Genomic DNA, 25,542 nt, shown 5'->3' on the forward strand with positions numbered 1-25,542 from the left:
ACCAAAACACCTTTTTTCCGGTTAAAACTTACTATACCTTCGTTCTCAGAATTCTAAAAAAACCGGCCGGGATTATTAACATTTTTAAATCCCAGATCATGAAGAACTTAATTTATATTTCAACGGGAATTATATTCTCAATAATGATACAGTCGTGTCAGTTCGATCCTATAGTTTCCACAGATGAAATCCACCAAACGGATGAAGACCTTCAAAACAACAGTGTTTTATCAGCAAGGTCAGACAGTACCATCTGCAAGGAAACGGATCCACCAAAAGACCGCGATCACTGGAGACCATCGGGAACCTATAATAACAAAAGATGACCAGCGATACGAAACCACTATTCCCTGTAAAATCAGGCCAAAAATGTCCTGTCAGCGGAATATGGAAAAACCTTGGAACTTTTACCACTACCATAGCTATTTCTGAAAAAACGGCAATGCCGGAATACTGTGGCGTAAAGGTTTTATGGATGTTATTATATCAATCCTGAACACTCTCATATGAAAAAGCTAACTCAACTCACCCCCATCGCCATCTCTTATTTTTTGTACTTCTGTTTACGTATGCAGCCCTAAGTAAGGTTTTTGATTTTGAGAATTTTCAGATGCAGATTTCTCAATCACCACTTCTTAATGCTTTTGCTGGGCTAACGTCCTACAGTGTTATTATTTTGGAACTTGTGATTGTTGCCTTTTTACTGGTTCCCAGGCTGCGCTTAACAGGACTTTACTGTTCATTGGGTATGATGACCGCTTTTACGGTCTATATTTTCCTCATTCTTAATTACAGTGACTTTATTCCATGTTCATGCGGAGGAATTTTGGAGAAAATGGACTGGACAGAACACCTGATCTTTAATTCGCTATGTATTTTTATTTCATTAACAGCGATTGTTCTCATTGAAAAGCAGAGGCAAACGCAGAGAATAAAACTTATTCTTTATTCAAGCTTCACCGTTATTTTATCACTTTCAATTGTTATCATTCTTTTCCTCCGTTCTGAGTATATAATCAAAAAAGAAAATAATTTCACCAGAAAGTTCCTGCCTAATTATTTAATAGAAAAGGAAAAAAGAGATCTTGACAACTCGCATTATTATTTTGCTGGAAGGGACAGTGCGGGTTTATACTTTGGAAGCCGGAGTACACCAATGGTTTTAACAAAAATCACCTATAAACTCAACCATATTTCATCCTTTACCATTGTACCTGATTGTATTAACTATCCTTTCAAGAGTCTGCAAATAAAAGTTAAGCCTCCGTACTATTATCTTTATGATGGCACTGTTCCTATTATTTACAGAGGTAAATTAAATGAGTCCTCCGCCAGGACTATCAGTAAAGATGATGCCTTCTTTTCCCAACTGGCAGTCATTGATTCTCTGGATTTCACGCTTAGAACCCAGGACAGTAAAACCCATCACTACACTATTGCCCGGCTTAATCTCGGTCAGAAGAATACTATCAAATTATTTCCTTCTGTCCTGGAAAAACAAATAGACGGTATTTTCGACTGTGACGGCAAGCTTACCGAAAACCAGAAATACAGTGGGGAATTTCTTTATACGTATTTCTACAGAAACCAGTTTATTCTTATGGGAAATGCACTGCCAGAGGTAAAGAAACAGACCACCATAGATCCTACCTCTACAGCCAAGCTCATTATTACCAAGCTTTCAGACGGTACCCATATCATGAATGCACCGCCATTACGAGTTAATATCATCAGTGCTCTTTATGGAAATTATGTCTATAATGTTTCCGGACAGCCTGGAAAATTTGAGCCAGTCAGAATCCGCAAGGGAAGAAAAGCAGTCGACATCTACAGAACAGACCGTAATGAATATGTAGGAAGCTTCTATCTGCCACAGCAAAAGGTCGACGATATTATGGTTACAGACCATGGACTTTATATCTTATCAGGAAAACAGCTGTTACGGTATCAATTCCGAAAATCAATACAAGGGGAAGCCGAAAACCTTATATCAGAGTAGGCATCACTAAATACTTTATATTATGAAAAAGTTAATGATCCCTGCTGCCTTAGTATTACTGGGCACAGGCGCTGCTTTTGCAACTAAAGCAGCAAACACAAACAGAAGTACGGTTATTCCAACGTACCGAATGGATCCTGAATCCGGATTATGTATTCAAGTTGGCCAGGAATGCAGCACCGTTCAAAACGTTGTCTGCAGATGGTCAGCAGATGGTGTAACGCCACTTCATAGTGCGCCGATAAGCCCTACCGAGTGTGGCAGTGTTTTATTTAAACCATAACAATAAAGAAAGGATGCTGATCAGCATCCTTTTTAATTTCCTTACTTATCTATATGGACAGGTAAGATTGTTAACCTTTAGGCAACTGTAAAACTTAATTGAATTGAGCTCTATATTGCTTTGGACTTTGGTTGGTTTTTAATTTAAATAATCTGCTAAAGGATTGGGACTGTTCAAATCCTAATTCAAACGCGATTTCGGAAATAGTGAGAGCTGTAGTAGATAACTTATTTTTAGCCTGGTAAATCATTTTATCATGAATAATCTGTTGAGTGTTTTGCCCTGTAAGATTTCGTAAAAGATCACTTAAATAACTTGCTGACATATGTAGCTGATCGGCTAAATAATGAACGGTTGGAACTCCGGAATTCAGGACCTTATCACTTTTAAAATAATCCTCCAGCAAATGATCAATACGATCGGTAAGACTCGGGTAGTTCTGTTTTCTGGTAAGAAATTGCCTGTTATAAAAACGTTGTGCATAGTTCAATAACAGTTCAATTTGAGATATGATCACATTATGGCTCATGTCGTCTATACGATTTTCAAGCTCTTCTTCTATATCTCTGAATAAAGACAGGATGGTTTCTTTTTCTTTGACCGAAAGGTGAAGCGCTTCATTAGCAGCGTAAGAGAAAAAGTGATACTGATGGATCTTTTGTGCCAATGGGTATTGCAGTAAAAAATCAGGATCTATAAGTAATGTGATCTGCGGACTCAGTATTTTTTGTTCCGCAGTTTCCTCTTTATCATTCTCATCTATTGAGGATAGAATCTGTTGTGGAGCCACAAAAAACAAACCTCCCTCTTTAAAATCAAATTTAGTCTGACCATACATTAACTCTCCTCCGGCATCCGGTTTAAAGGCTATTTTATAATAATTCAGTACGTGCGATTTATTAGGGGCACGACCTTTTAGTGGTTTGTCTACACCGTTTAACAAAACGATTAAAGGGTGCTTTGGTGGCGGAAAACCAGAGGCCTCCATCACCTCAGCCAGCGTATTAAATCTTTTTACGGGATGATTCGATTCTTTTGAAGCCATGTGATAAAAATTCTGGATTACAAGTTAAGCAATATTCGCTTTTCCTCACTAAAAAGAAAAGCGAATAAAAGCATTTCAAAAACATAACAGATGGCTTAACCTTGGGCAGCTACTGAAATAGTTTTCCAGGTTTCCCATTCCTGAAGGCGTTCAGCATAGATTTGTTGGATATGTGGCAAATCATTTTTACCCAGAAGTAATCTCAACGGCGGATTTTCTGTATCGACTACGGCAAATATGGCATCGGGAGTGGCAATAGGATTTCCTCGTTCCAGTTTTTGTAAATTTTCCATCAGCCTGCTTTTCAAATCATCATAATCCGCCAGTCTTTTGCTTGCTATTTTTAGCGATTCGGCACTTCCAAATTCAGTATTATAAGCCCCGGGTTCAATCAGTGTAACTTTGATGCCAAATCCTGCAACTTCCTTTGATAAACTATCGTAAATCGCCTCAAACGCAAATTTTGAAGAGCAATAATACCCAATTAAAGGATTACTGTAAATGCCAACGGCGCTGGATGTCCCCAAAATATGGCCGTGACCTTGGGCCCGTAGTATTGGTAATGCTGCCTGAATCACGTGAATAGATCCTATAATATTTGTTTCATACATGGCTTTTACCTCATCGGTGCTGCCCTCTTCGATGGTTCCTACCAAAGAATATCCGGCATTATTAAACACGACATCTAATCTTCCAAAATATTCATTGGCCTTACTCATAGCGTTTTGCACTTGTAAGGCATTGGTTACATCCACTTCAAGAACCAAAACCTGATCGCCATACGTTTCTTTTAAGGCTGCAATACTATTGATATTACGTGCTGTAGCAGCCACTTTGTCTCCGCGTTTCAAGGCGGTTTCTGTCCATATTTTTCCAAATCCTCTTGAAGATCCTGTAATGAACCAAACTTTTTCTTTTTGACTATTTTCCATTTTTTAATTGTATTACTATAAATGCAAAGTTGCTTCTAAACAGATATACTTACGTTGCCGGAATGAGGATTATCTTAACCAAAACAAAGAAAATGCACTGCTGATATTCAGGAATTGTTCTGTTCATCTTATGATTTAAATCTGAATATGCATGTTCAGTTTTAAACTGTTCGATTTTTAGACATTTTCAATAATTATTATAAAATCACCTGCCCTTTTGAACAAAGTTAATTAGGCCTTTTGAACAAAGCCGAGCAGGGTAAGCTTCTCTAATTTTGTCTCAGTAATAATAATTAAACGTATTCAAAATGGAAAAGAATAATTATCAGGGAGCTCAACAACAACCAATCGGTTCAGGCTTCAATGCAAAATCAACAACTCATGATGTCATTCAAAACATCGATCTTACCGGAAAAGTAGCTATTGTCACAGGTGGCAATACTGGAATTGGACTGGAAACCACAAAGGTTCTCGCCGCAGCAGGAGCTACAGTAATCGTACCTGCACGTGATATTGAAAAGGCAAAGAAAAATCTGGAAGGAATTGCCAATGTGGAAATTGCTGCAATGGATTTAATGTCTCCCGTCTCTATTGATGCTTTTGCAGAAAATTTTATAGCGTCGGAAAGACCTTTACATTTATTGATCAACAATGCAGGCATTATGTGGGTACCCCTTCGCAGAGATGCACGGGGTATAGAATCTCAACTGGCAACCAATTATTTAGCACTGTTCCAACTCACCGCCAGATTATGGCCTGCATTAAAAAAAGCCAATGGAGCACGGGTTATTAATGTTTCTTCCCACGGTCATCATTTTGCGTCTTTTAATTTTGATGATCCTAACTTCGTGCATAGAGAATATGAAACTTTATTGGGCTATGGACAATCCAAGACAGCCGTCAATCTTTTTTCGATGGAACTGGATGTACGGGGACAATCTTCCCATATCAGAAGCTATGCGGTTCATCCCGGTTCTATTGGCGGAACAGAATTAGGCAGGGAAGCTCCACTGGAACTATTTCAAAAAATGGGTTTCGTGGATGCTGATGGCAATATGTTACCTGAAGTAGCGGCATCGTTAAAAACTGTCCCACAAGGAGCTGCTACAACAGTTTGGTGTGCTACCAGTCCTTTACTTGAGAATATTGGTGGGGTCTATTGTGAGGATGGGGACATCGCAGTACTCTCATCAGACAGTACCGACCAGAAAGGAGTACATCCTTATTCACTGGATGAAAACAATGCCAAGAAACTATGGAAGCTGACTGAAGAGATGACGGGTATCCGCTTCAATCCGTAAATACTGATTATTCTACGAATGTTTTATCTAACTCAGTCCTAAAAAGCAAAAAAATGAAAAATTTAAAAGGTAAAATAGCCGTTATTACCGGTGGCAACAGCGGTATTGGCTATGCCACAGCCAAAAAACTAAAAGAAAACGGTGCTCACATTATCATCACGGGAAGACGGAAAGAAGCTATTGAGAAAGCTGCTGATGAATTGAATGCAACAGCAATGATTGCTGACCAGTCGAAATTAAATGATATAGAAAATCTGGTCAGTCAGGTAAAGCAACAATGTAGAAAGGTTGATATCTTGCTTATCAACGCCGGTATTACAAAATTTTCCACCATCGAACAGACAACGGAAAGTTTATTTGATGAAATCATGAATGTGAATTTCAAAGGAGCCTTTTTTACATTAAGCCGCTTTATTCCGTTACTTAATGATGGTGCTTCTGTCATTATCCTTTCTTCTACTTCTGCAACCATTTCGCCACAAAGCGCTTCTATATATGCCGCCAGTAAAGCTGCCATCAATGCAGTCGTAAAAATAGCGGCACTTGAACTGGCTTCGAGAAAAATACGCATTAACGCCGTAAGTCCAGGCCCCATCGCGACAGAAATCATGGATAAAATCGGTTTGAATGAAGAATTAGAAAATCACCTGATACAAAGCATTCCAATGGGAAGGATGGGAAAAGCAGAAGAAGTGGCTGATATGATTAATTATTTAACAAGTGAAAATGCTGGTTTTCTGACCGGAGCCAATTTTCTGGTGGATGGCGGACAATCTGTTTAGAATTAATAACAATCATAAAAGAGAGGCAAGATAGCCATTTTGCTTCTCTTCCATTACCTATGAACTTTTAAACAAAGTAAATGATGCTATTTCTTATCTTTACGTTATTGATTTCCTTCTTAAAAAAGCAAAAAACATGGAATACCAAGCCCGATACATTACCGAAGATATAAAGCTTTCAAGCTACGAAGACAAGTTTTTCAAGTCGGACATTATGTTTGATGAGCATATGCTGGTCTGGTTTCTTTCAGGAGAAACCAAGATTGTACAGGCAGATGCTACCTATATATTTGGAAAGGGGGATATTTTTCTAATTCCCAGAAATCAGTTGGCTACTATTATTAATTATCCTAAAGACGGTGAACCCCACAAAACTGTGGTCATGCATTTATCGTTGGAAACATTAAGGAATTTTTATGCAGATAAGGATATAAATCCTCAACCCCAAAATTCACCTAAAATTTTTTGTTTCAATAATCACCCTCTGCTGGAAAGTTGTCTGGCATCGCTTATTCCCTATTTTGACATGAAGGATATCCCTGTGGATATTGCTTCCATTAAAATTACCGAAGCTATCAGTATTCTCAGAACCCTGAACCAGGAAATCGATCATGTGCTTGCTAATTTTGAAGAACCCGGGAAAATCAGTCTTGTCGAATACATGGAAAAGAATTTTATGTTCAATCTCCCGCTGGAAAAGTTTGGTTACCTTACGGGCAGAAGTCTTACCACCTTTAAGCGGGATTTCAAAAAGGCTTTCACGATGACTCCACAACGGTGGTTGACTCATAAACGTTTGGAACTTGCCTATTATCAGATTACTGAAAAGAAAAAAAGACCTTTGGATGTTTGCTATGAAGTAGGATTTGAAAACCTCTCCCATTTTTCATTTGCTTTTAAAAAGCAATTCGGGATTACACCAAGCTCTTTAGTTCCTTAAATTTTTATAATCAAAAACCATCTATCAAGCAATTTCTATGGCTTTGTTGTTAACACATAATAAATTAAAAGGCTCCTTAACGGCAAGTGAATCTACTTTTATTCAATAAATAAACAACCAATTTAGTCAGGTCCAAAATCCCCACCACACCTCATGGAAATAAAAGTTTACTCCCCTTCAAATCCTTTACTTAAAAAATATATAGAGAGTATTTATATACTTAGACATACATCTGACGAAAAGCCCATCAATTATATCACCTTCCCGTCTATTTTTACCATTGTAACTGTTAGTGAAAAATCAAAATCGATTAATAAAGGAAATAAATTAATAATCCAGCAATGCGATGACAATGAGATTGAAACAAATATAGTGTCTAACTTCAATAAGCCAGTGTATATCCAATACGAAGGGAAGATAAACGAAATTACGATCTATTTTAAACCTTTAGCTATTAATTCATTCTTGGAATACGAATTACACCATTACAACCATTCAGATTTCTCTGAATTTTTACCTTTTAAAGATTATAAAAAAGCGATGATTGACATTCTTTCTTTGCAAAATGATACCGAGAAAATTAAAGCTGTTGAAAGTTATTGGCTATCCAAATTAATTGGATTTCAGCATCATTTCCTTGAAACAGTTCTCTCTGAAATGATGGGTAATAAAAATGACGATCTAACCATTACTGAACTATGTCAAAAACATGCCATTTCACGCACTACATTGAACAAACACTTTGACAGGCATATCTGCAAAACACCCTCCCAATTTAAAAAGATACTAAGATTTAGAAATGCAGTTAAAATCTATGCATCAGATAAGTCAAAAAACAGCTTAACGGATATTTCATATAGTGTTAATTACTTTGACCAGTCTCATATGACAAGAGAGTTCAGATCTGTAACAGGACTCTCTCCAAAGGCTTTTTTAAAAAAACATCTACGCTGGAAAAAAATCAAATTAACTGGCTATTTTTATAGATGGTTTACAATTGTACAATTTTCCCCTTTATGATTAAATTACATTTGTCTCTTAATCGTAAATGATACACTATGATAATGCGTCACCTATATTTTACTACCTCTCTCTTCATAATTGCTTTTTTACAACCTATCGTCGTTCAATCACAAAATTTAGAAAGCATCGTTAATCCTATAAAGTCTCACTTAAAAATTCTTGAAAAAGAAAATAACTTAAGCGGAGTTGTTCTCATTGCAAAAAATGGAAGACCGATATATAAAGAAGCATTTGGTTTTGCTAATTTACCGGATCGTGTTAAAAATAAACCTGACACAAAGTTCAACTTAGCTTCTATCAATAAGATGTTCACAGCAATCGCTATTATGCAATTGGTAGAATCCGGCAAAATCTCTCTTCAAGATAAAGTGGGTCAATATCTTTTGGATTATCCTAATAAAACAGTTGCCGAGTCTGTGACCATCCATCAATTATTAACGCATACTTCAGGAATGTCCAGTTTTTGGGAGGAATACGATAAGGTCGCAAAAGTTAACTTCAAAACTGTTGCGGCTTACCTTCCATTGTTTGCTGATAAAAAACTGGCATTTGCTCCTGGTAGTGACTTCCTGTACAGCAATTCTGGATATATGGTTCTAGGATTAATTATTGAAAAGGTGTCAGGTCAAAATTATTTTGACTTCGTAAAAGAACACCTATATCAACCTGCAAAAATGATTAATACTGATGCTTACGAATTGGATCATGCCATTTCAAATCTGGCTATCGGCTACACAATGTCATTGGAAGAACCAAGGCAATGGAAGAATAATATTTTCTCAAATATGGTCAAAGGAACTCCTGCTGGAGGAGGCTATTCAACAGCCGAGGATCTTTTAAGCTTCGCCAATGCTTTACAAAACAATATTTTATTGACCAAAGAAAACACAACTCTTTGTACGTCCGGTAAAGTGAAGTATAGAGAAGGAAAGTATGGTTATGGATTTGAAGAAAACATCATCAACGGGCATCGAATTATTGGCCATACCGGTGGGCACGATGGTATTGCCTGTGAACTTATGATCTATCCGGATTTGGACTATACTGTTGTTATTCTAACAAATGGAGACGTTGAAAATTACTGGGAAGTAAGTAATCTAATTAAAAAGCAATTAGTGGGTTCAACAGCATCAATTGACAATTTCTTTTACACTAAAAATATAATTGAGACAGTTTGCAACAAAGGTTATGAAGCCGGTATTAAGCAAATAGAACAAAATTCAAAGAAATATTCATTAAGAGAAAATCTTATTGAACGATATGGCTGTAAGCTATTGTTCGAAAAAAAGACTAATCAGGCAATAGATTTATTTAAGCTAAATAATCGCCTTTTTCCAGACTCAACTTATGGCTATTATTACATAAGTGAAGCCTATAGATTGTCAGGTCAAAAAAAACAAGCGATTGAATATCTTAAATTATACATTGAAAAAGAACCTGAAGACCATGATGCTCAATTAAAATATAAATTACTTATACAATAACTAGCTTTTTACCATTTAAACCATGACAATAAAAAAGAGGATGCTAATCAGCATCCTTTTTCATTTCTTTACTTATCCACCTACTCTCCGATTTTCCTTTCAGAAAATAATCCCACCATTCTAGTATTCTCCTGTTTAAATCGCAGGCTTCTTGAGTTCCTATTCCCAGATCATGCCCATGATCAGGATATAATAAAGCGACCACCTGTTTACTGCTTCTGCGCAGTGCCATATAAAACTCCATCGTCTGTTCAGGAACTACATTTCTATCCTTCAATCCGGTCCATAACAAGACGGGAGCACTCAACCTATCCGCATTCAAAACAGGACTGTTTTCAAGATATAGCTCTTTATCCTGAAAAAAAGAACGTCCTATTTCATATTGCCCTGTTTCTAACTGCCAGTAATGGGGACTTGAATAGTTGCTGTTATAGGAGAAGTAAGAACTTACCAGGTCACTTACTCCCGATCCGGAAATATAGGCTGCGAACCGATTGGAATGCGTGGCTATAAAATTAGTCAGATAACTGCCAAAAGAGTGTCCTATCAATCCTATTTTATCTATTTTCAAATGATATTCAGCCAAAGCATCCAAAGAGCGATTCACACAGTCCAGCCCTGACCATCCGGGAGATCCCTTTTCAGTTACACAATCAGGAAGATATACAAAATACCCCCTTTCCAATAAGATACGGATATTAAAACCCACTTCATCATACCTTGGCAGAAGATATGTTGAAGCCTTATCGGACTGCTTTTGGTAAATATGCACAATAAGGGGGTATTGACTTGAAGGATCATAATCCATCGGATAATATAAAATCCCTTTTAAGGGTAACCCGGAAGAGCTTGAATAGGAAACAATCTGCTGTTTTAACAATTTCGCATTCGGATCCGATACGGCGGTATCAAACACAAGCTTTTTCTGCTTCCTTTGAGTATCTATCATCCAAAGCTTCGGCGGACTGTTAAAGTTCTCCTCTAAAACAGTCATTTTCTGCCCATCATCACTGAAAGATACTGATTTCAGATTTTCACTGGAAGAATACAGCATCGTATTCTTCTTATTTGTAAGCCTATGGTAAGACACCTCTCCTTTTTCCTGATCACTCACTTTTAGCAGCACACCACTATCCTCCATAAAATTCTGATAGAAATTAAAACCGTTACACAACGGATGCTGTCTACCGCCCAGAATTTCTACTTTTTTTCCTCTTCCCACAGTATCTGGATATAACCTTCCATTTCCTGCAGAGTATAGCCAAAGTCCGTTATCACTTTCAAAATAAATTGTTTTTGCGTCCTTACTAAAATAAGGTTTCTTTAATCCCTGACCTTCAATGCTCCGCTTTTCAAAAGTTTCCACGTTCAAGAGCTGCCAAAATCCCTTGGAATCCATCATTAACAACTGCCTGCCATCTTCTGAGCTAACCAGCAAAGGTCTAACGACTCCTATATTCTTTCGCTCCCCTGTCTGCACAGTATACAAACTGATATTCAGATCAGGAATATGATGAATATAATCCTGCATTTCATCACTTTTAAAAACCATGAAATACCGATCACTTCCTATTGAGCTTATCGTTTCTTCTTCATCAACAGCTAAGGAAACTGCTTTATCTCTCCCTGGGTTCCATATCCAATACCTTTGGGACTTCTTTCTCCCCCGCTCCCTACTTTCAAGATCCCTGTCATTCCCATACCATATCTGAACCTCTTTTTCTGGATAGGGAACCAGATTCACCATTTCAATAAGACAGGATGATTCCATTCCAACTTCCTTAAACCTAAAGAAATCAGCTTGCATATCCTGTTCTCCCAAAGGATGAAACCATTTCCCTGAGAGAACATTCATTACCATAATATTACGAAATCCTTTCATTTTGGACTGTTTATGAATTACCAGATAATGCCCAGAATCCGTTAACTCCATTCGTTCCAACTCAGCCAAGGAGATCAGCTTTTTAAATTCCTTTCCCTCCAGCTTAAGAATATCATATCCGGAATCTGTTTTTCTCTCCGCAAAAAGGTTCCCTTTCCCATCGGTCAGGTAATAGACTATATCACTTTCCCGGGCTAGGACCTTTCCTTCTTTATCCATCACCTGCAATTCTCCCAATGTGTTTAGGATACTATATCCATCTGAAGACCACACACTGCTCTGTTTTACATGTTGATATTCTTTTCTCACACGTGTAATAAGATTAACCCAAAGAACCTTATCTCCCCCGGTAAGCATAGCATAATGCCCAAAATAAAAAGTACCCATGGAAGCCTGCTCTCCCATCTTATGAGCATTTTTTTTATCCTGGGTATCAAAAATAAACAGGCTGTCTTTATCCTTATAGTCTTTCTTCATGACCACCCATCTTCCATCCGGTGACATAGCTCCGCCTTCTGTTCCATGAAAACCTGAGAGCCAATGATCCATGGTGTCTTTAGAAACCTTCTGCCCTGAAAACTCCCCTACCATCAACCATAGAAGAATAAAAAGCAACAGTTTCATGATCCATTTAGTAACCATTATTCTGAGGTTTAAGGTTGGTATTCAGCAGGAGTTCTTTCTGTGGTAAAGGCCAACGCTGATGGTATTCCTTCCAGCTGGGCTTTACAGGGCTCAGTGTATTGAGTTTCCCCAGTCTTTTAAGATCTATAAAGCGGTGTCCCATTTCACAAAAGAACTCTTTACGGGATTCTGAAAGAATCTCATTCAATGCGGTTTCTTTTGAACTAAGATCCGTCAAGGCTGATAGTCCTGCACGCAATCGTGTAGCATTAATATATGGCAACGCCTCTGCCCATTTATTCTGCATAACGAGCGTTTCTGCCAGATTAAGATTAGCTTCCTCTATTCTGAATACCACGGAATACTCTGTAGGATTTGCTGTACGATTCTTATATTTATCAGCCCTGTACCACGTATTTACCCCAATCGTCACCGCTGCCATCCAATTTTGCTTTCTTTTATCTTCCTGAGCAAAAGAACTCACCAGATCATTATTCAAGGCATACTGTGTAGGCGCGGCACCGGAAAAGTAATAGGTCTGAACCTCGCTTGTAGGATCATTATTATTTTTAGGTTTTAACTGCCATAAGATGTGTTTTCCAGACTTTTGAAAGACTTTGGTAATATCAGTTTCAAAAGTATACAAAGGGCTTGAAACAATGGTCTTTAATAAAGCCTCTGCCTCACTCCATTTTTCTTCAAGCATGTAAGTTTTCGCCAACATCAGCTGGGCCACCTTACGGTTAGGAAAAATCCTTTCCGCATTCCTGTAATCATCCGCCAACAACCCTGATGCTGCCTCCAGATCACTCTCTACTTGAGAGAGCACCTGAGAAGCAGACGTTTTCCCAAGAGACTGGTTGATTTTATAATCCGTACTTAAAGGCAGTGGAATATCTCCAAATACCTGCTGAAGATAAAAAAACAGGATAGACCGCACTAAAAGAGCTTCCCCTTTAATCCTATTTTTTTCTGACTGCGGCAGTGATTTTGAGTTTTCTGTTCCTTCTATAATTGCATTGCTCATGTACACTTCTTTATAGGCTGATGCCCAGTACATATATACCGTAGAATTCGATGCAATCTGAAGGTTATTATAGAGATCCAGTGCTCCACTGCTTTCTCCCGAAGCATAATAGCAGACCAGGTCATCAGTGTAGCTCCCCAACAGAGCCCCGCTTCCCTGCGCACCTCCCGACAACGGAGAATTATCCCAGATATTGGCATACAGCCCGGCTAAAGCAGCATCGGCAGTCTGTACATTTTCAAATACCTGCCCTGCATCCAGCTGATTAGAAGGCGGATCTGCCTCCAGCATATTTTCACAGCTTCCTGTTATACTTATTACAGTACATACAACTGCTATATTTTTTATATAAAGAATGATTGATGATTTCATGATTTTTAGATTTAAAAGTTAATCTGTGTACCGAAAGAATAGGTTTTCATGGGGGGTAAAAATCCACCTACCGTAAATTCAGGATCCATCCCAAAATACTTTGTCCAGGTCAGAAGATTCTGTCCCTGAAAGTATATTTTTACCGTTTTCAGCACCCTACTTTTCAACGGTAAGGTATAGGTCAGCTGAACATTTTTAAGCCTTATAAATGACGCATCTGAAACACTTGCCGTACTGCTTCTGAAATTGTTCTGCGCCCTATTCTGATCTCCTACTGTCCCCGTGCTGTAAGGCATGTAAGCCCCGGAAGGATTCTGAGGTGACCATACATCCAATACCTCTACGGGCTGGTTAACCATTCCTCCCGGCAAAGGCATTATGCTGTTATAATTAAGATTCCTCTGTTTTACAAACTGAAACAGAAAGGAAAAATCCCAGTTCCTGTATTGCAGGGTATTGCTCCACCCTCCAAAATAGCGGACTCCGATATTTTCCACCACCTTATTATCCTCAGGCGCTGTTATCTTACCATCACCATTAAAATCCTTAAATCGGTACACCCCTGTCGCAGGATCAATTCCCTCCAGCTGATACAGCTTCACTATGGATACGGGCTGTCCTACAATAAATATATTTTCATAGGGTGATCCTTCAAGTCCCGGAAATGAGAGCAGCTTATTTTTGGGAATGCTTATATTAAATCCGGATGTCCATTTTAACAGCTCCCCGGAAAAGGGTCTTGCATTCAACTCCAGCTCCCAGCCTTTATTTTCCACTACGGCGTTCATATTAGCCAGTACAGAAGTAAACCCGGTAATTGCAGGAAGCTGATAACCTACCAACTGATTGGAACTCGTATTACGATACCATGACACTGACAAATTCAGGCGGTTCTTCAAGAATCCAAGCTCCAATGCCGTTTCCAACTTACGGGTTTTCTCCCAACTGAAATCAGGATTATACAGCCGTGAAGGAACCAGTCCTGTGACTGAATTATAGATATAATCAGACACTGTAAAATTATCCAGATACTGATAATCTCCGATATTATCGCTTCCTGTAATCCCATAGCTTCCTCTCAGTTTCCCAAAGCTCAGCCATGAACTCTCCTTAAAAAAAGCTTCCTCAGAAAACAGCCATGCTCCGCCCAACGCTCCAAAGGATGCCACCTTCCGGTTTTCTCCAAAACGGCTGCTCCCGTCACGTCTTCCAGTAATATTAAGTATATACCTGTTTTTATATTGATAGTTTACTCTTCCGAATACCGCTGCATACCTGTACTGTGTGCTTACCTGATCAGCAATGGTTTTGGTCTGTGCTGCTCCGATATTCTGCAATAAAGCATTGCTTGCAAAACCACTTCCCCGCATCGATTCCCTGCTATTTTCTTCTACCTGTACACTCGCTCCCAACAGGACGGTCAGCTCATGTCCTCCCCTTTTCAAGCTCCACTCTAACTGAGGCTCTGCGATATAGGAAAAGCGGTTATTATTGCTTTTCGAAGAACTTGAATAAAAGCTTGACTGTCCTGTTACAAACGAAGGGTTATAAATGGTATTGGGCCGCAGTGACCATTCTTCAAAAGCAGCATAGTTAATCCCCCCATTCAGCTTAACCACCGTATGGGGAAGCAGTTCAAACTGCGCATTAAGACTGCTCAGGAACTGTATGGTCTTATTCTGATAAGAACTGTTGTACACCGCCACGGGATTGGTAAAAGTATTATTCTCCCAATTCAGGCTGCCATCCGGTTTATAAAGCTCCGGAGCATTCGGTGCCAGCAGCAGTGATTTCTGGGTAATATCTTCATTGACCACATTATTTTTCTGAAAGGAAAACTGATTGGCAAGCGTCATCTGGAATTTCCTGTCTTTAGAACGGTGTGACAGGTTCCCAGACAGGGTATGGCTCACATATTTAAAATCCTTTTCAAATACCGTAGCCTGTTCATTTCTTCCCAGACTGATCAGAAAACTGGTCGTCTCACTTCCCACTTTCAATGACAGCTGAGTGGATGAAGAAGCTGCCCAATTTCCAATCAGCTTCTCAGGCCAGTTCGTATACCGATCCTGTGACCATTTCCCATTGATATCATACGCATTCGCAGGATAGACAGAGATTCCATCATTAGCATAGGCCTGTTTCCGCATTCCCAGATACTGCCCTGTATTCATCATGGTAAGTCCCATCATCGCCTTACTTATCCCATAATTGGTGGTAAGACTCAGCTCCGTTTTCCCTGACTTTCCATTTTTCGTCGTCACCAATACTACCCCATTCGCTCCCCTTGAACCATATATCGCCGTAGCATCCGCATCCTTTAAGATTTCAATACTTTCAATATCATTAGGATTGATGGCATTTAACGGATTAATACTCCGCAAAGGAATAACGAGTGTTGAGAACTCAGACTTCATATCCCCTCCTACAGGAACCCCATCAATCACATATAAAGGCTGGTTCCCATCAATCTCACTATTGGAAGAGGTCCTCAAGCTGTTCCTTCCCCGAATCTGAATATCAAAACCACCTCCCGGCATTCCACCACCCTGGGTAATGCTTACCCCAGCCATTCTCCCCTGCACCGCTCCCAGTACATTTCCTACCGGCTGATTCCCAATCTCTTTCGCTGACACCTTCGCAATACTCCCCGTCCGCTCTCTATCCCGAACTTTATAATACCCTGCATTCAGCACAATCTCCCCAATCCCCGTCACTACAGCCTTATCCGTACCCACATCGGCCTCCTTACCATCATTCTCAGAATCCAGCTCAAGCGAAACATTGATCACGCTCCTGTCCACTTCATTATTTCCATTTCCCCTGCTCCCTTCTTCTTCTTCATCCTCATCCTCCTTATCCCTATCTCCCACCTTCACCCTCTTCACCAGGTACCCAGCGTACCTGAACACCAGTACCGCACTCTTCCCTGAAACCTGTATCCGATAGGCTCCTGAACTTCCCGTTAATACTACCTGATCCTTTCCTTCCTGAGATACCGAAACCCCACTTAAAGCACCTGATTTCCCTGTGACCGTACCTGAAATCTCACGTACCTGTCCTATTGCTGTGCAAGACACCAGCAATGCTAACCCAAAAGCCATTTGAACATGACCCAGGCTGCAAAAGTTTTTTTTCATACTTTTGAATAAGTTTAATTTATTAGACAATGCTCTTTCCTACCAAGCGGTCAACTTACAGGGAAAGGGCTTTTCTTTTTATCTTCTCTATTTCTATGGTTATTATACCTTACATTTCTATTACTTCTTATCTATTCTACTAATTAATAATTACCCATTATTCCTTTCCTCTCTTCACACTCCTTCCATACAGCATCTAACCATCTTAAAAATGGACTAGGAACAAAAGCCCAACTGAGGTAACAGCAAAACCTACTGCCCCAGTCCATCAAAAAAAACTAATTAATATGAATATGAATAAAATTTGTGTTCCCGTGAAAGCACTAAAGCCGCAATGGATTGTACACCCCATTGTACCGTATCAGTATACCTCTATTTTGTAAAGCGAGCTTAGAATAAAAAGATAATGTAGAAAAGCAGAACTGCATAAAATAAAAAACGGCATGGGACTCTACATTATCCAATTCGGGGTACTGGTATACCTTACACACAGATAAGAGAGCCCACGCCTAGGTCGTGAGCTTCCTGCTTATTATCTCGTGTGTTAAAAATTACCAGTTTTCGAATTGAGATTCTAAGCAATAGCTTCTAATATTTCGTTGAAGTATCGCTAAGTTACATTTATTGTAACCTATTTTACAAATATAAATAAAAAAACAACATCATTCGCTATAACGAACAGTAAATTTCAATTAAATCTTTTGTTTTGAATAATGATTATTCTGAATATGCAAAATAAAGACGTCCTGAATAGAAAAAATGCTTTAGTAAATAAACATTTATGCAATTTTATTGAAAGTAAATTTCTTCGCGAATACTACGATCAGGAGGGTAATATTGTTTCACAAAATAAATATGCTAAATTATGCGGAATTACATCTTCTACAATTTCAAAATTGAAGCTATCTGAAGGTTATGATGTACCAATGTCCACAATCTATAATATACTAAGACATGAACGTTATTCCTTAGAAAACTTCTTTAAAGAATTTGAAAATTCAAAAGGCATTAATATACCAGATTAAATACAATAATCATAGGTCTCATTAATTAATCTTCATAGAGTTTAAAATTAATATAATTCCCTTTTAATTATCCTAAATTCTTCTAATAGATCAAAATTACTTTTTGCTAATTGTAGTTACCAGCAAGAATCGAGAACTATTGCAAATGTAAAAATTAGATGATTTAGCCAGAACAAATAATCTAAATCTTTTTCGCAGAACATCACAACTTCATCAACTTTGCTAAAATCCTTTTATGATTATTAGAGCTTCCTCCTAGAATTGAACAAGAAAATAAAACTAGTATCAAAATCAATAATCTATTAAACTTTTGTAAAAATTATGTTTGGAGGTTTTACAGACACATATCATGAGATAAAGATCGGAAGTTTATTAGGCAAATGAATCCAATTGCGTTCTCTTCTAAATACTTTATAATATAATAAGATTATCAAAGTATTGTTCTTGTATTGTAAGTTTCAGGAACTTGTTTTTTTAATAGTTCCACTAGCTATAGACACTTCTTAATCTATCAGCAATTCCAGTTATCGACATCAATATAATTTATAATTTTTTTAAAATCAACCTTCATTGAAACACTTTCTATATTAATAGCAGTTATATTACTGCTTTTATTGTCTACTGGCGTTATTCTTCCGCGATTTTTAAGAGGTGACAAAAATATCTTCTTAAGCATGAAGGACTGCCTGTTCGGTGAGTTCGAGTATCATCAAAAGGAAAAAGACAGTTATCAGTAAAATCACAAAAGCTTAACCTATAGATTAGACTTTTTGTTTTTGTAATTACTAAACTCTTAAAAATGACCTGTCATTTCTTTCCTCAATTCCTGTAAGCATTCGAATAGCATGTTGCTCTCCTATGTGATAACACTAATTTATTAATATCATAAGATATAATCGCTTTAGTGGGAAACTTTTGAAAACTATCTATGGATAACAAAACAGCATATGTATTTTTAATTTCTAGTGCTTTGTTATAAGGATATCCAAGCATATCCTGATCAGGACTATCTTTATCTATTTGATCAAATAATGGAGACATATTTATAAACTCTACTGATATTTCATTTTTAAGTCTATCCGTAGAATATATATCAGGGCAATTTATAATAAGAGTTGGTTTTTCTTTATCATAATTTACAAGCGCATAACACATTTAAATAATTACTTTATATCTTATTTCTTTTGTTGACTGCTTGCATTATTCTTTAATTTTCTATTTGCCACTAAAAATCAGAAAAACTTTTCAGATTCCACCAATTCCATCTTTCTTGTTACTTGAAATCGTTGCATACAAACGAATAATTTATTAGATGAGCTAAGTTATCCTTAACTGTTTTATCTTGCGTTGTTCGTAAATATCTATTTGCTCCAGAACCAACAACGTTAACCGTAGTTCCCCACTTCCAAGATTGTGAAGTATAATTCAAGAGTAGAGTTCTGGCCGAATTTTGAGGATTTTCTAATAATCTAATAGCTTCCGCTTTAGAATATTTTGTAGCATGATAAACTATATTTTTCTCTAAATTCACAGTATGTATTGCATAGTTTATAATTGTGCTATTGTCATCTTTCCAGACGCCTGATATTGCGTAATCCGCCATAATAATATTTATTTTATTGGTAAGTATACAAATTAAGTATTTCTAATTTCGATGGCTTTATTAAAACCATTATTTTCATCATAAATTATCAAAGGCATATCAGCTTTGGGCATCCATACTCGACCAAATTCAATTGCAGTAGCAATTGGCATTGCTGGAAAGATATGTAACTCAGTATGTCCTCCATGAATAGCTTTAATTTCATTTAAGATTTGGCGAACTTTTGCGCTAAAATCTATTAAATGAATTTTATTTTTTAAAAAATCATTAAAAGGTTTATCGATTGTAAGAGTATATATTGAACATTCAGTTCCTAAAACATTAGTAATTCTGTCATTATTAATAATAGCACTTAAAGAAATGTTAAGTGCAGCTATTGGTTGGGTTGGTTTCAATGGTTGAATAACAGAATATATAACAGAATCCTTATTATCTTCTAAATTCCATGTTTTTGGATCTCTTACTGGTTGATGAACTTCAATGTCATGAATATCGTTTAATAAAACTCCTAATCTCATAAGAAGTGGAATAGGCGCAAATGCAAAAAGTGAAATATGCCCTATATCGCCTCTTCTAAATTTTGGTCTTAATTGCTCATCATATTGTGTCTGTAAATTTGCAAGCTCGACCTGCCAAAATGAATCATCACGATCACGTTGAGCACTATTAGTAAGACCCAGTTCTATTGCAAAAGGTTGAGCAGGATAATACATAGGTAATAAAAATTCACTTACAGATTCATAAGTAATATTTGGTGTATGAACACCCACATTTGCTTTATAGGTCACAATATGACTTTCCATGTCATGAGATATCTCTGTTACTTTTGCAATTCTTTCCTCATGTTCATTCTTCATTTCTAATAAAAGTGCCTCAGGATGCCCTAGTACGTCATCCTTATCTATTTTTCGGTGATGAGTATCGCATAACAACATTAAATTACTAATTTCTTTTTGTAGTAATGCTGATTTTGTAGAATCCCCTCTTGGGCCATTTGGCACATCAGCTACAATATGCGCAATGTAAGATTGATTGAATTCACTTTTTGTTAAAACATCTAGAAATAAGGATTTATTACACCCCCTATATTGACATCTACCAGCTGCTTTACCCCACAAAATTAATTTGGTTGCTTGCGGAATGTTTGAAACGCTCATATTATTTATTGGATTTAATAGTATCTTCAATTTTAGTTTGATTTACAAAAGGGTGAATACCACCGCCTTTCCAATCATCATCAGTCCCAAGCCACAGTTCATAGTGATACAACCATTCAAAAGTCCACCAAATAACAGTTTCTACTAATGGCATAGTAGAGTTCCATTGTTTTCCATCGGGATAATATAAACAAAGTCTCTGTTTCGCTTGGTCATAGACATGTGGTAATCGTTTAGCACTTTTTGCTAAAGTCAGCGGTTTGGGTTCTAAAATATAAACATGTGGACGGTCACCCATCTTATAATGCAATTTAACCGCATATTCTGCACTTAATGGGGATGGCTTAATAATATGTTGCCAAATCAATTCTTTATCACGAAAATTTGTAATCTTTGATGTCGGAAATACTCTTCTTAGTAAACTAGCTTGTACAGCTACCGTAAGCTTCTTGATCTTATTATTTTTATAAGTCTTCTTTGCCATAGAATGTATGTGGTTTGATAGTTGCCGCCCCTAAGGATGTTATTCCTATATTTGCATCAATACAGTTTTTACCACTTTCAGTTAATTGTCTAGATTTTTCAGCAATATTGTTAAATGTAGCATTGATAGCATTTCGACCTAAAGATTTTTCTAAAGATTCACGAATTATGTGCAAGCCATTGGAATTGATTGCATCAAAAATATCTCGTTGTACCTTATCTATCCAATTATTAAAATTTTTCTTACGTTCAGGATGTTCAACCCATTTATCTGCAAAGTTTTCTAATGAGTTGATTGGGTTTTCAATCCAATCTATATTTTTGTTATGTTTTGGAGAATACTGTACCGTTACTAAATCTTTCATAGCAGCTGTCACATTTAAAAGCCCTTCTAAAATATTGGTTTCTTTTTTATAAGCTTTAGCAGCCAAAGTAGTAATAATAATAGAAATCGGTTTTTGCTCATTACCATCAAACATCATGTCTCTATGTCTTTTGAGAATTTGTACAATTCTTTGAAGCGGTAATTTTTCCTGAGAATATTCCGGAATTGGCTTAATAGACTCAGTTATTAGTTTAGCTTTTGTTATATCTAAAGTAGCCTGTTGAAAAAACCAGTTTGCATAGCCAAAAGGATTACTCTTTAACCAATTAAGATGATTAGTTTCTGTTTTATAATTATCTTCAACAGTATCAGTAATCCTTAATGCTAAAGCCTCATTTTCAGTTTGGTCAAAATTTGAAAATGCTTTTTCTAAAAGAACACGATAGCCACTATCAACAATACAGGGCAAAATATCCAAATGATAATTTGCTGTTTCAGAATATACTAACGTCCAACATCTTCTTCCTTCTGGTTCTTTGATCATTTTGCTATATGTGCCATGGGATTTTAATTGGTCACCAACCGCTTTTTTTAAATCAAATTGAGTCCAATAATCTTGTTTCCCAACAAGCTGACATACCAAATCTATATCTAAATCGTCATTTTCATGAATTGGCTGAATCATTGTCCCCAACATAAATGAACCTTGAGGCAATATTTGAGGATCATATTTCCCAATTGGTGAATCATGCTTAGCTAAATGAAGACCTACAGCATCATAACTTTTTGCTACTGCATTATGTTGTGTTTCGCTGATATCTAGGTTTTTTCCAAGTTCTTCTAAAATTTCGTTAAATTGTTCTTTTTGATGTAAAGTGAGACTATTCGCCATGGTTATAATTTTAAATTTTACATATCAAAAAAACTACCACATTCTGATTGTTAGCCAGTTTTACATTCATCTTAAATAAAGGCAGAAGAAAGATTAGAAATTAACTGACATAAAATCCTGTATCAGATAAATTAAGCCTCCTCCAACTGCTAATCAAATTAGGTAGTTTATATTTTTACAAATTAGTTCCAAAAATCACATAGTATATTTTTTAAGCCACTAAATAATTTTATTTAGACAAAAAGCTTTCTTTGTATTCTCATTTCCAGCCGCTTTCACAATTATCTAAAAATTCTTTTATTCCTCCATAAGAAATATTGAAAGATACTGTCACTAATTTTTAATACAATCAGCATCAAGACGTTCTGTTGTTTGAATATAATTCTCTGAGGGTATAAGCTTAGAGAATCAGAAATTAGCCTCATTAGAAAGATAAAAAAGCAAAAATTTTTTTTCATTATAAATTTTATGATTCTTATTTTTTAGCAATAATTTTTTTTATAGCGACAATGATAAATAAAATAATGAAGAAAAGTTATAGGTATTTTTCCCATATTTTTAAGCGTAATTTTATTGTATTCTTGAAGGAGGTATTTTATATTCTTTCACGTTATTTTAGTTCATAACGTCAAGCCATATCCTCATTATTATATATATATCGTCTTCTATATTTTTAGTATTTTAAGAAACAGTAGGTAAAACATTTTACGACAACAAAATTGGAGCGTCCTGACTCAAAATATTCTCCTAAAATTTGAGTAGGGATCATAATATCATCTGGAAGTAGTGGAGAAATATCAATTTTTAATAATCCCAATCCAGCATTTCGATTTTATGAAAAAAGAAAGAATCCATATACCTCCAAACACCACCGCTTTGGCCATACACCATATTTTCTCGTTGCTCATTCTGATAAAGCATTCGCAATATTATTTCTTTTGTATATTCTATTTTGTTAAATAATACACAAACTTTTACCTTTACTTCTGCAATTGCAGGCGATTGATGTTCAACTGATAGTATTTCAAAGGTTTTCAGATTCTTTTGGTCAAAAATTTTTCGGACTCTTCCTGCTTCTTTACCCATATTAAATTCATCCGAAAAAAACAGATCTGTTTAGCCATTTGACCATAATTACCTTTCTGCCAATTCGTTAAAAAACAAACAACATCTCGTTCTGGTGTAAATTCTGTATATTTTTCCTCTGTTCCTTGAACCGGAAAATCTATATTTGCCATAGGTTTTCTGGATTTCCAATGATTCATGAATTTATCAGTTTCCGCTCTTTTTTCTTTCTGTAATTTGTATTTATCAGTAGCTTCTTTCAAGTCTGATAATGCCTCTTTCAGTGTGGCCTTCTTAGTCTCTTTGGGTGGGTTTTCTTTATTTTTTGCAAAGCTTTTGCCCAATCATTAATAGCAAATAATGTTAACCATGCTTTGCCAGCAACATATTTATTAGCATAAGAAATATCTCTACCATGCAATATTCCATTTCTGTAGGGGAAAAATATCTCTTCAGTAGTTGTCGACTTTCGTGTCACATTTAAAATGTCCCTAAGCTTGGAGAGACCTGTACTATGCGCAGCAATAGAATCCCAGGCGGTAAGATCAGTATTTTCCGCAAAAAAGCCTTTGCTCTTACTGATGTCATTGACAGTACCATCAATAATCATTAACAGTAATGGGATGGCAGAGTGAAATCTTTGGGCTTTTGTATCTTCAAATGCCACATTAATTAAACTATTTCGCTTTCTAAACTCAGGAACACCGTATGTTGAAGTTACCAACCATTGTATTTCCTCGGAAGTATAATGATCGGCAAGTTTCTCCTCAGCAGCTTTTAAATTGTCAGATTCTGCCAAATTAATGCATTCCATAATCAGGTCGTGATTACCTGACTCGTGAGCAATCCAGCCAAGTCCACTGAAGTAATTGTTAAATTTGTCTGGACTTTTGGAAATCTCATTAAATTGTTTTTCAATATCATCAAAATTTTCAAATGCATCCAAAATTTCTTTAGCTCTTGAACTTAAAGGTGCTAAGAATGATACAATTTTTTTTACTGACTTTCCCCCCTTCAAATTATTTCTAAATTCTTCAAACGAAGAATTATCTTCAATTTTATCCATGTCTTTCATTTTGCTTGAATATTAGATCTAATATAATTTACATAATACAAAAATACAATCCTACAACGCAGTCTATTTGCGTAAATATTATTTTTTAACGACCATTTTCTTTATTTCATCATTTTTATGTTATTTAAGATTACTATTTAAAGCTATAATTTTAATAAAGGAAATAAGAATGATCGCATCTTTCATTGGCGACAATTATATTTCTCTTTTTAGTTTACCTTCAATTCTTACAATACTTTTAGTCATCTCGACTAAAACTACTGCCTGATCTCGAGTAATTGTTGGTTCATCTAAACTTCCATGTCCAGCTAGTGGCGTAACATTTCTTTTATCGTAAGTTTCTAATATAAAGTCTAAAATTGGGAGTGGCAAATTTGAATCTAGTTTATACCTTTCAAAAAAGCTTTTTAATGTTTGTCTTGCACCGTTGGAATTCCAACAACATCTTTTGCCATCGTTTCATAAACACTAGCACTGGAATGTAAAACACCTGAATAATCTTCTTTTTCTAATGAAGTCTCCATTCTAGAAATCAACAAACGAATATTAGGATGTTCCTCCGAAGTATCAGCTTCTTCTATTTGATCAATGTTAAATACTTCAATTGCATAATTTCCTCTATCTCTAACAAAACGAAACGATGCACCCTCTGATTTTAAAGCTGCATTTAAAAAGTCGATAGTAAAATAACTGGCTCTTAATAATTCACAAGCAAATTCAATAAATTGAATAGTATTTAATCGCCTAAACACTAAGAGAAACTTACTATCATGCCAATCATATTCCGCTTGTTGGTAAGCCCCCATATTATCAGATTCCAATATATAGATTAGATCTCCTGCAATAGTACTTGATAGATTTATAATCCTATTTTTTCTTGCGATGATATCTTCAGGATATTCAACATTCTCTATCCATTCTAAAAGTATTCTTGTTAAATATATTAACAAATCTTTTGATAAAACTTCATATTCTAATTGTTTAATCTGATCTTTAGTAATGTATTTTGCAAATTTCATTTTTAGTATTAAGTATTTAATTCTATTTTAAAAAAGCTTACAATGTGTCAAGCTAGGGTTTTCC

At 36.3% G+C, this 25,542-nt stretch carries 22 protein-coding genes; 10 read left to right on the forward strand and 12 right to left on the reverse strand.

Annotation, left to right across the window (positions count from 1 at the left end; all coding sequences use genetic code 11):
* Positions 1-98: 98 nt before the first annotated feature.
* The 4 genes from BOQ64_RS00665 (at position 99) to BOQ64_RS00675 (ending at position 2,282) form a co-directional block, all read left to right on the forward strand.
* On the forward strand, positions 99-326 hold the full coding sequence (locus BOQ64_RS00665) for a hypothetical protein (RefSeq protein WP_129056912.1): 228 nt from the start codon (positions 99-101) through the stop codon (positions 324-326).
* Positions 323-496, forward strand: a complete 174-nt coding sequence (locus tag BOQ64_RS22960; protein ID WP_164975720.1) for a hypothetical protein — start codon at positions 323-325, stop codon at positions 494-496. The genes BOQ64_RS00665 and BOQ64_RS22960 overlap by 4 nt, the downstream gene beginning before the upstream one ends.
* A 63-nt stretch (positions 497-559) precedes the next feature.
* Positions 560-1,999: a MauE/DoxX family redox-associated membrane protein gene (locus BOQ64_RS00670; protein ID WP_129056910.1), complete on the forward strand. Its 1,440-nt coding sequence runs from the start codon at positions 560-562 to the stop codon at positions 1,997-1,999.
* 34 nt (positions 2,000-2,033) lie between these two features.
* Complete coding sequence (locus tag BOQ64_RS00675) at positions 2,034-2,282, forward strand: hypothetical protein (RefSeq protein WP_228448027.1); 249 nt, start codon at positions 2,034-2,036, stop codon at positions 2,280-2,282.
* A 94-nt stretch (positions 2,283-2,376) separates the two neighbouring features.
* Here the strand turns inward: BOQ64_RS00675 and BOQ64_RS00680 are convergent, their stop codons facing one another.
* Together BOQ64_RS00680 and BOQ64_RS00685 are read right to left on the reverse strand one after the other, a co-directional pair.
* The gene (locus BOQ64_RS00680) at positions 2,377-3,327 is read right to left on the reverse strand and encodes a helix-turn-helix domain-containing protein (RefSeq protein WP_129056906.1); all 951 of its coding nucleotides are present in this window, start codon (positions 3,325-3,327) and stop codon (positions 2,377-2,379) included.
* Between the two features lie 95 nt (positions 3,328-3,422).
* Positions 3,423-4,259, reverse strand: a complete 837-nt coding sequence (locus tag BOQ64_RS00685; RefSeq protein ID WP_129056904.1) for an SDR family NAD(P)-dependent oxidoreductase — start codon at positions 4,257-4,259, stop codon at positions 3,423-3,425.
* A gap of 308 nt (positions 4,260-4,567) precedes the next feature.
* On the opposite strand from BOQ64_RS00685, the gene BOQ64_RS00690 reads away from it, so the two are divergent.
* From BOQ64_RS00690 to BOQ64_RS00710, 5 genes are all read left to right on the forward strand, one after another.
* On the forward strand, positions 4,568-5,560 hold the full coding sequence (locus BOQ64_RS00690; protein ID WP_129056902.1) for an SDR family NAD(P)-dependent oxidoreductase: 993 nt from the start codon (positions 4,568-4,570) through the stop codon (positions 5,558-5,560).
* A 53-nt stretch (positions 5,561-5,613) separates the two neighbouring features.
* Positions 5,614-6,342 carry an SDR family NAD(P)-dependent oxidoreductase gene (locus tag BOQ64_RS00695; protein WP_129056900.1) on the forward strand — a complete coding sequence of 243 codons (729 nt, stop codon included), beginning with the start codon at positions 5,614-5,616 and terminating at the stop codon, positions 6,340-6,342.
* 136 nt (positions 6,343-6,478) lie between these two features.
* The gene (locus BOQ64_RS00700) at positions 6,479-7,282 is read left to right on the forward strand and encodes an AraC family transcriptional regulator (protein ID WP_129056898.1); all 804 of its coding nucleotides are present in this window, start codon (positions 6,479-6,481) and stop codon (positions 7,280-7,282) included.
* A gap of 153 nt (positions 7,283-7,435) precedes the next feature.
* Positions 7,436-8,302 carry a helix-turn-helix domain-containing protein gene (locus BOQ64_RS00705; protein WP_129056896.1) on the forward strand — a complete coding sequence of 289 codons (867 nt, stop codon included), beginning with the start codon at positions 7,436-7,438 and terminating at the stop codon, positions 8,300-8,302.
* Between the two features lie 44 nt (positions 8,303-8,346).
* Positions 8,347-9,789: a serine hydrolase gene (locus BOQ64_RS00710; RefSeq protein ID WP_164975721.1), complete on the forward strand. Its 1,443-nt coding sequence runs from the start codon at positions 8,347-8,349 to the stop codon at positions 9,787-9,789.
* Positions 9,790-9,832: 43 nt separating this feature from the next.
* Here BOQ64_RS00710 and BOQ64_RS00715 read toward each other — a convergent pair whose 3' ends face one another.
* The 3 genes from BOQ64_RS00715 to BOQ64_RS00725 are packed head-to-tail and all read right to left on the reverse strand — an operon-like array spanning position 9,833 to position 16,834.
* On the reverse strand, positions 9,833-12,313 hold the full coding sequence (locus BOQ64_RS00715; protein ID WP_129056892.1) for an alpha/beta hydrolase family protein: 2,481 nt from the start codon (positions 12,311-12,313) through the stop codon (positions 9,833-9,835).
* Positions 12,303-13,694 (reverse strand): RagB/SusD family nutrient uptake outer membrane protein, encoded by a 1,392-nt coding sequence (locus tag BOQ64_RS00720; RefSeq protein WP_129056890.1) that lies wholly within the window; start codon positions 13,692-13,694, stop codon positions 12,303-12,305. The genes BOQ64_RS00715 and BOQ64_RS00720 overlap by 11 nt, the downstream gene beginning before the upstream one ends.
* A gap of 11 nt (positions 13,695-13,705) precedes the next feature.
* On the reverse strand, positions 13,706-16,834 hold the full coding sequence (locus tag BOQ64_RS00725) for a SusC/RagA family TonB-linked outer membrane protein (RefSeq protein ID WP_129056888.1): 3,129 nt from the start codon (positions 16,832-16,834) through the stop codon (positions 13,706-13,708).
* Between the two features lie 728 nt (positions 16,835-17,562).
* On the opposite strand from BOQ64_RS00725, the gene BOQ64_RS00730 reads away from it, so the two are divergent.
* Entirely contained in the window at positions 17,563-17,859 is a 297-nt protein-coding gene (locus BOQ64_RS00730) for a hypothetical protein (RefSeq protein ID WP_129056886.1), read from the forward strand.
* A gap of 1,273 nt (positions 17,860-19,132) precedes the next feature.
* On the opposite strand, the gene BOQ64_RS00735 is transcribed toward BOQ64_RS00730, so the two are convergent.
* The 7 genes from BOQ64_RS00735 to BOQ64_RS00770 form a co-directional block, all read right to left on the reverse strand.
* The gene (locus BOQ64_RS00735) at positions 19,133-19,462 is read right to left on the reverse strand and encodes a DUF3892 domain-containing protein (protein WP_129056884.1); all 330 of its coding nucleotides are present in this window, start codon (positions 19,460-19,462) and stop codon (positions 19,133-19,135) included.
* Between the two features lie 32 nt (positions 19,463-19,494).
* Positions 19,495-20,649, reverse strand: a complete 1,155-nt coding sequence (locus BOQ64_RS00740) for an SAVED domain-containing protein (RefSeq protein WP_228448028.1) — start codon at positions 20,647-20,649, stop codon at positions 19,495-19,497.
* Positions 20,621-21,103, reverse strand: coding sequence for a hypothetical protein (locus BOQ64_RS23525; protein ID WP_228448030.1), 483 nt, complete (start codon positions 21,101-21,103; stop codon positions 20,621-20,623). The genes BOQ64_RS00740 and BOQ64_RS23525 overlap by 29 nt, the downstream gene beginning before the upstream one ends.
* Entirely contained in the window at positions 21,084-22,319 is a 1,236-nt protein-coding gene (locus BOQ64_RS00750; protein WP_129056882.1) for a nucleotidyltransferase, read from the reverse strand. The genes BOQ64_RS23525 and BOQ64_RS00750 overlap by 20 nt, the downstream gene beginning before the upstream one ends.
* Before the next feature lie 804 nt (positions 22,320-23,123).
* Positions 23,124-23,405 (reverse strand): hypothetical protein, encoded by a 282-nt coding sequence (locus BOQ64_RS00755; protein ID WP_129056881.1) that lies wholly within the window; start codon positions 23,403-23,405, stop codon positions 23,124-23,126.
* 259 nt (positions 23,406-23,664) lie between these two features.
* A complete protein-coding gene (locus BOQ64_RS00765) occupies positions 23,665-24,450 on the reverse strand; it encodes a hypothetical protein (protein WP_129059607.1) in 786 nt (261 codons plus the stop codon).
* A gap of 416 nt (positions 24,451-24,866) precedes the next feature.
* On the reverse strand, positions 24,867-25,478 hold the full coding sequence (locus tag BOQ64_RS00770; protein ID WP_129056877.1) for a hypothetical protein: 612 nt from the start codon (positions 25,476-25,478) through the stop codon (positions 24,867-24,869).
* Positions 25,479-25,542: the final 64 nt, after the last annotated feature.

It is taken from the genome of Chryseobacterium sp. CH25, from assembly GCF_004119455.1.
In the GTDB taxonomy this organism is placed as follows: Bacteria; Bacteroidota; Bacteroidia; order Flavobacteriales; family Weeksellaceae; genus Chryseobacterium.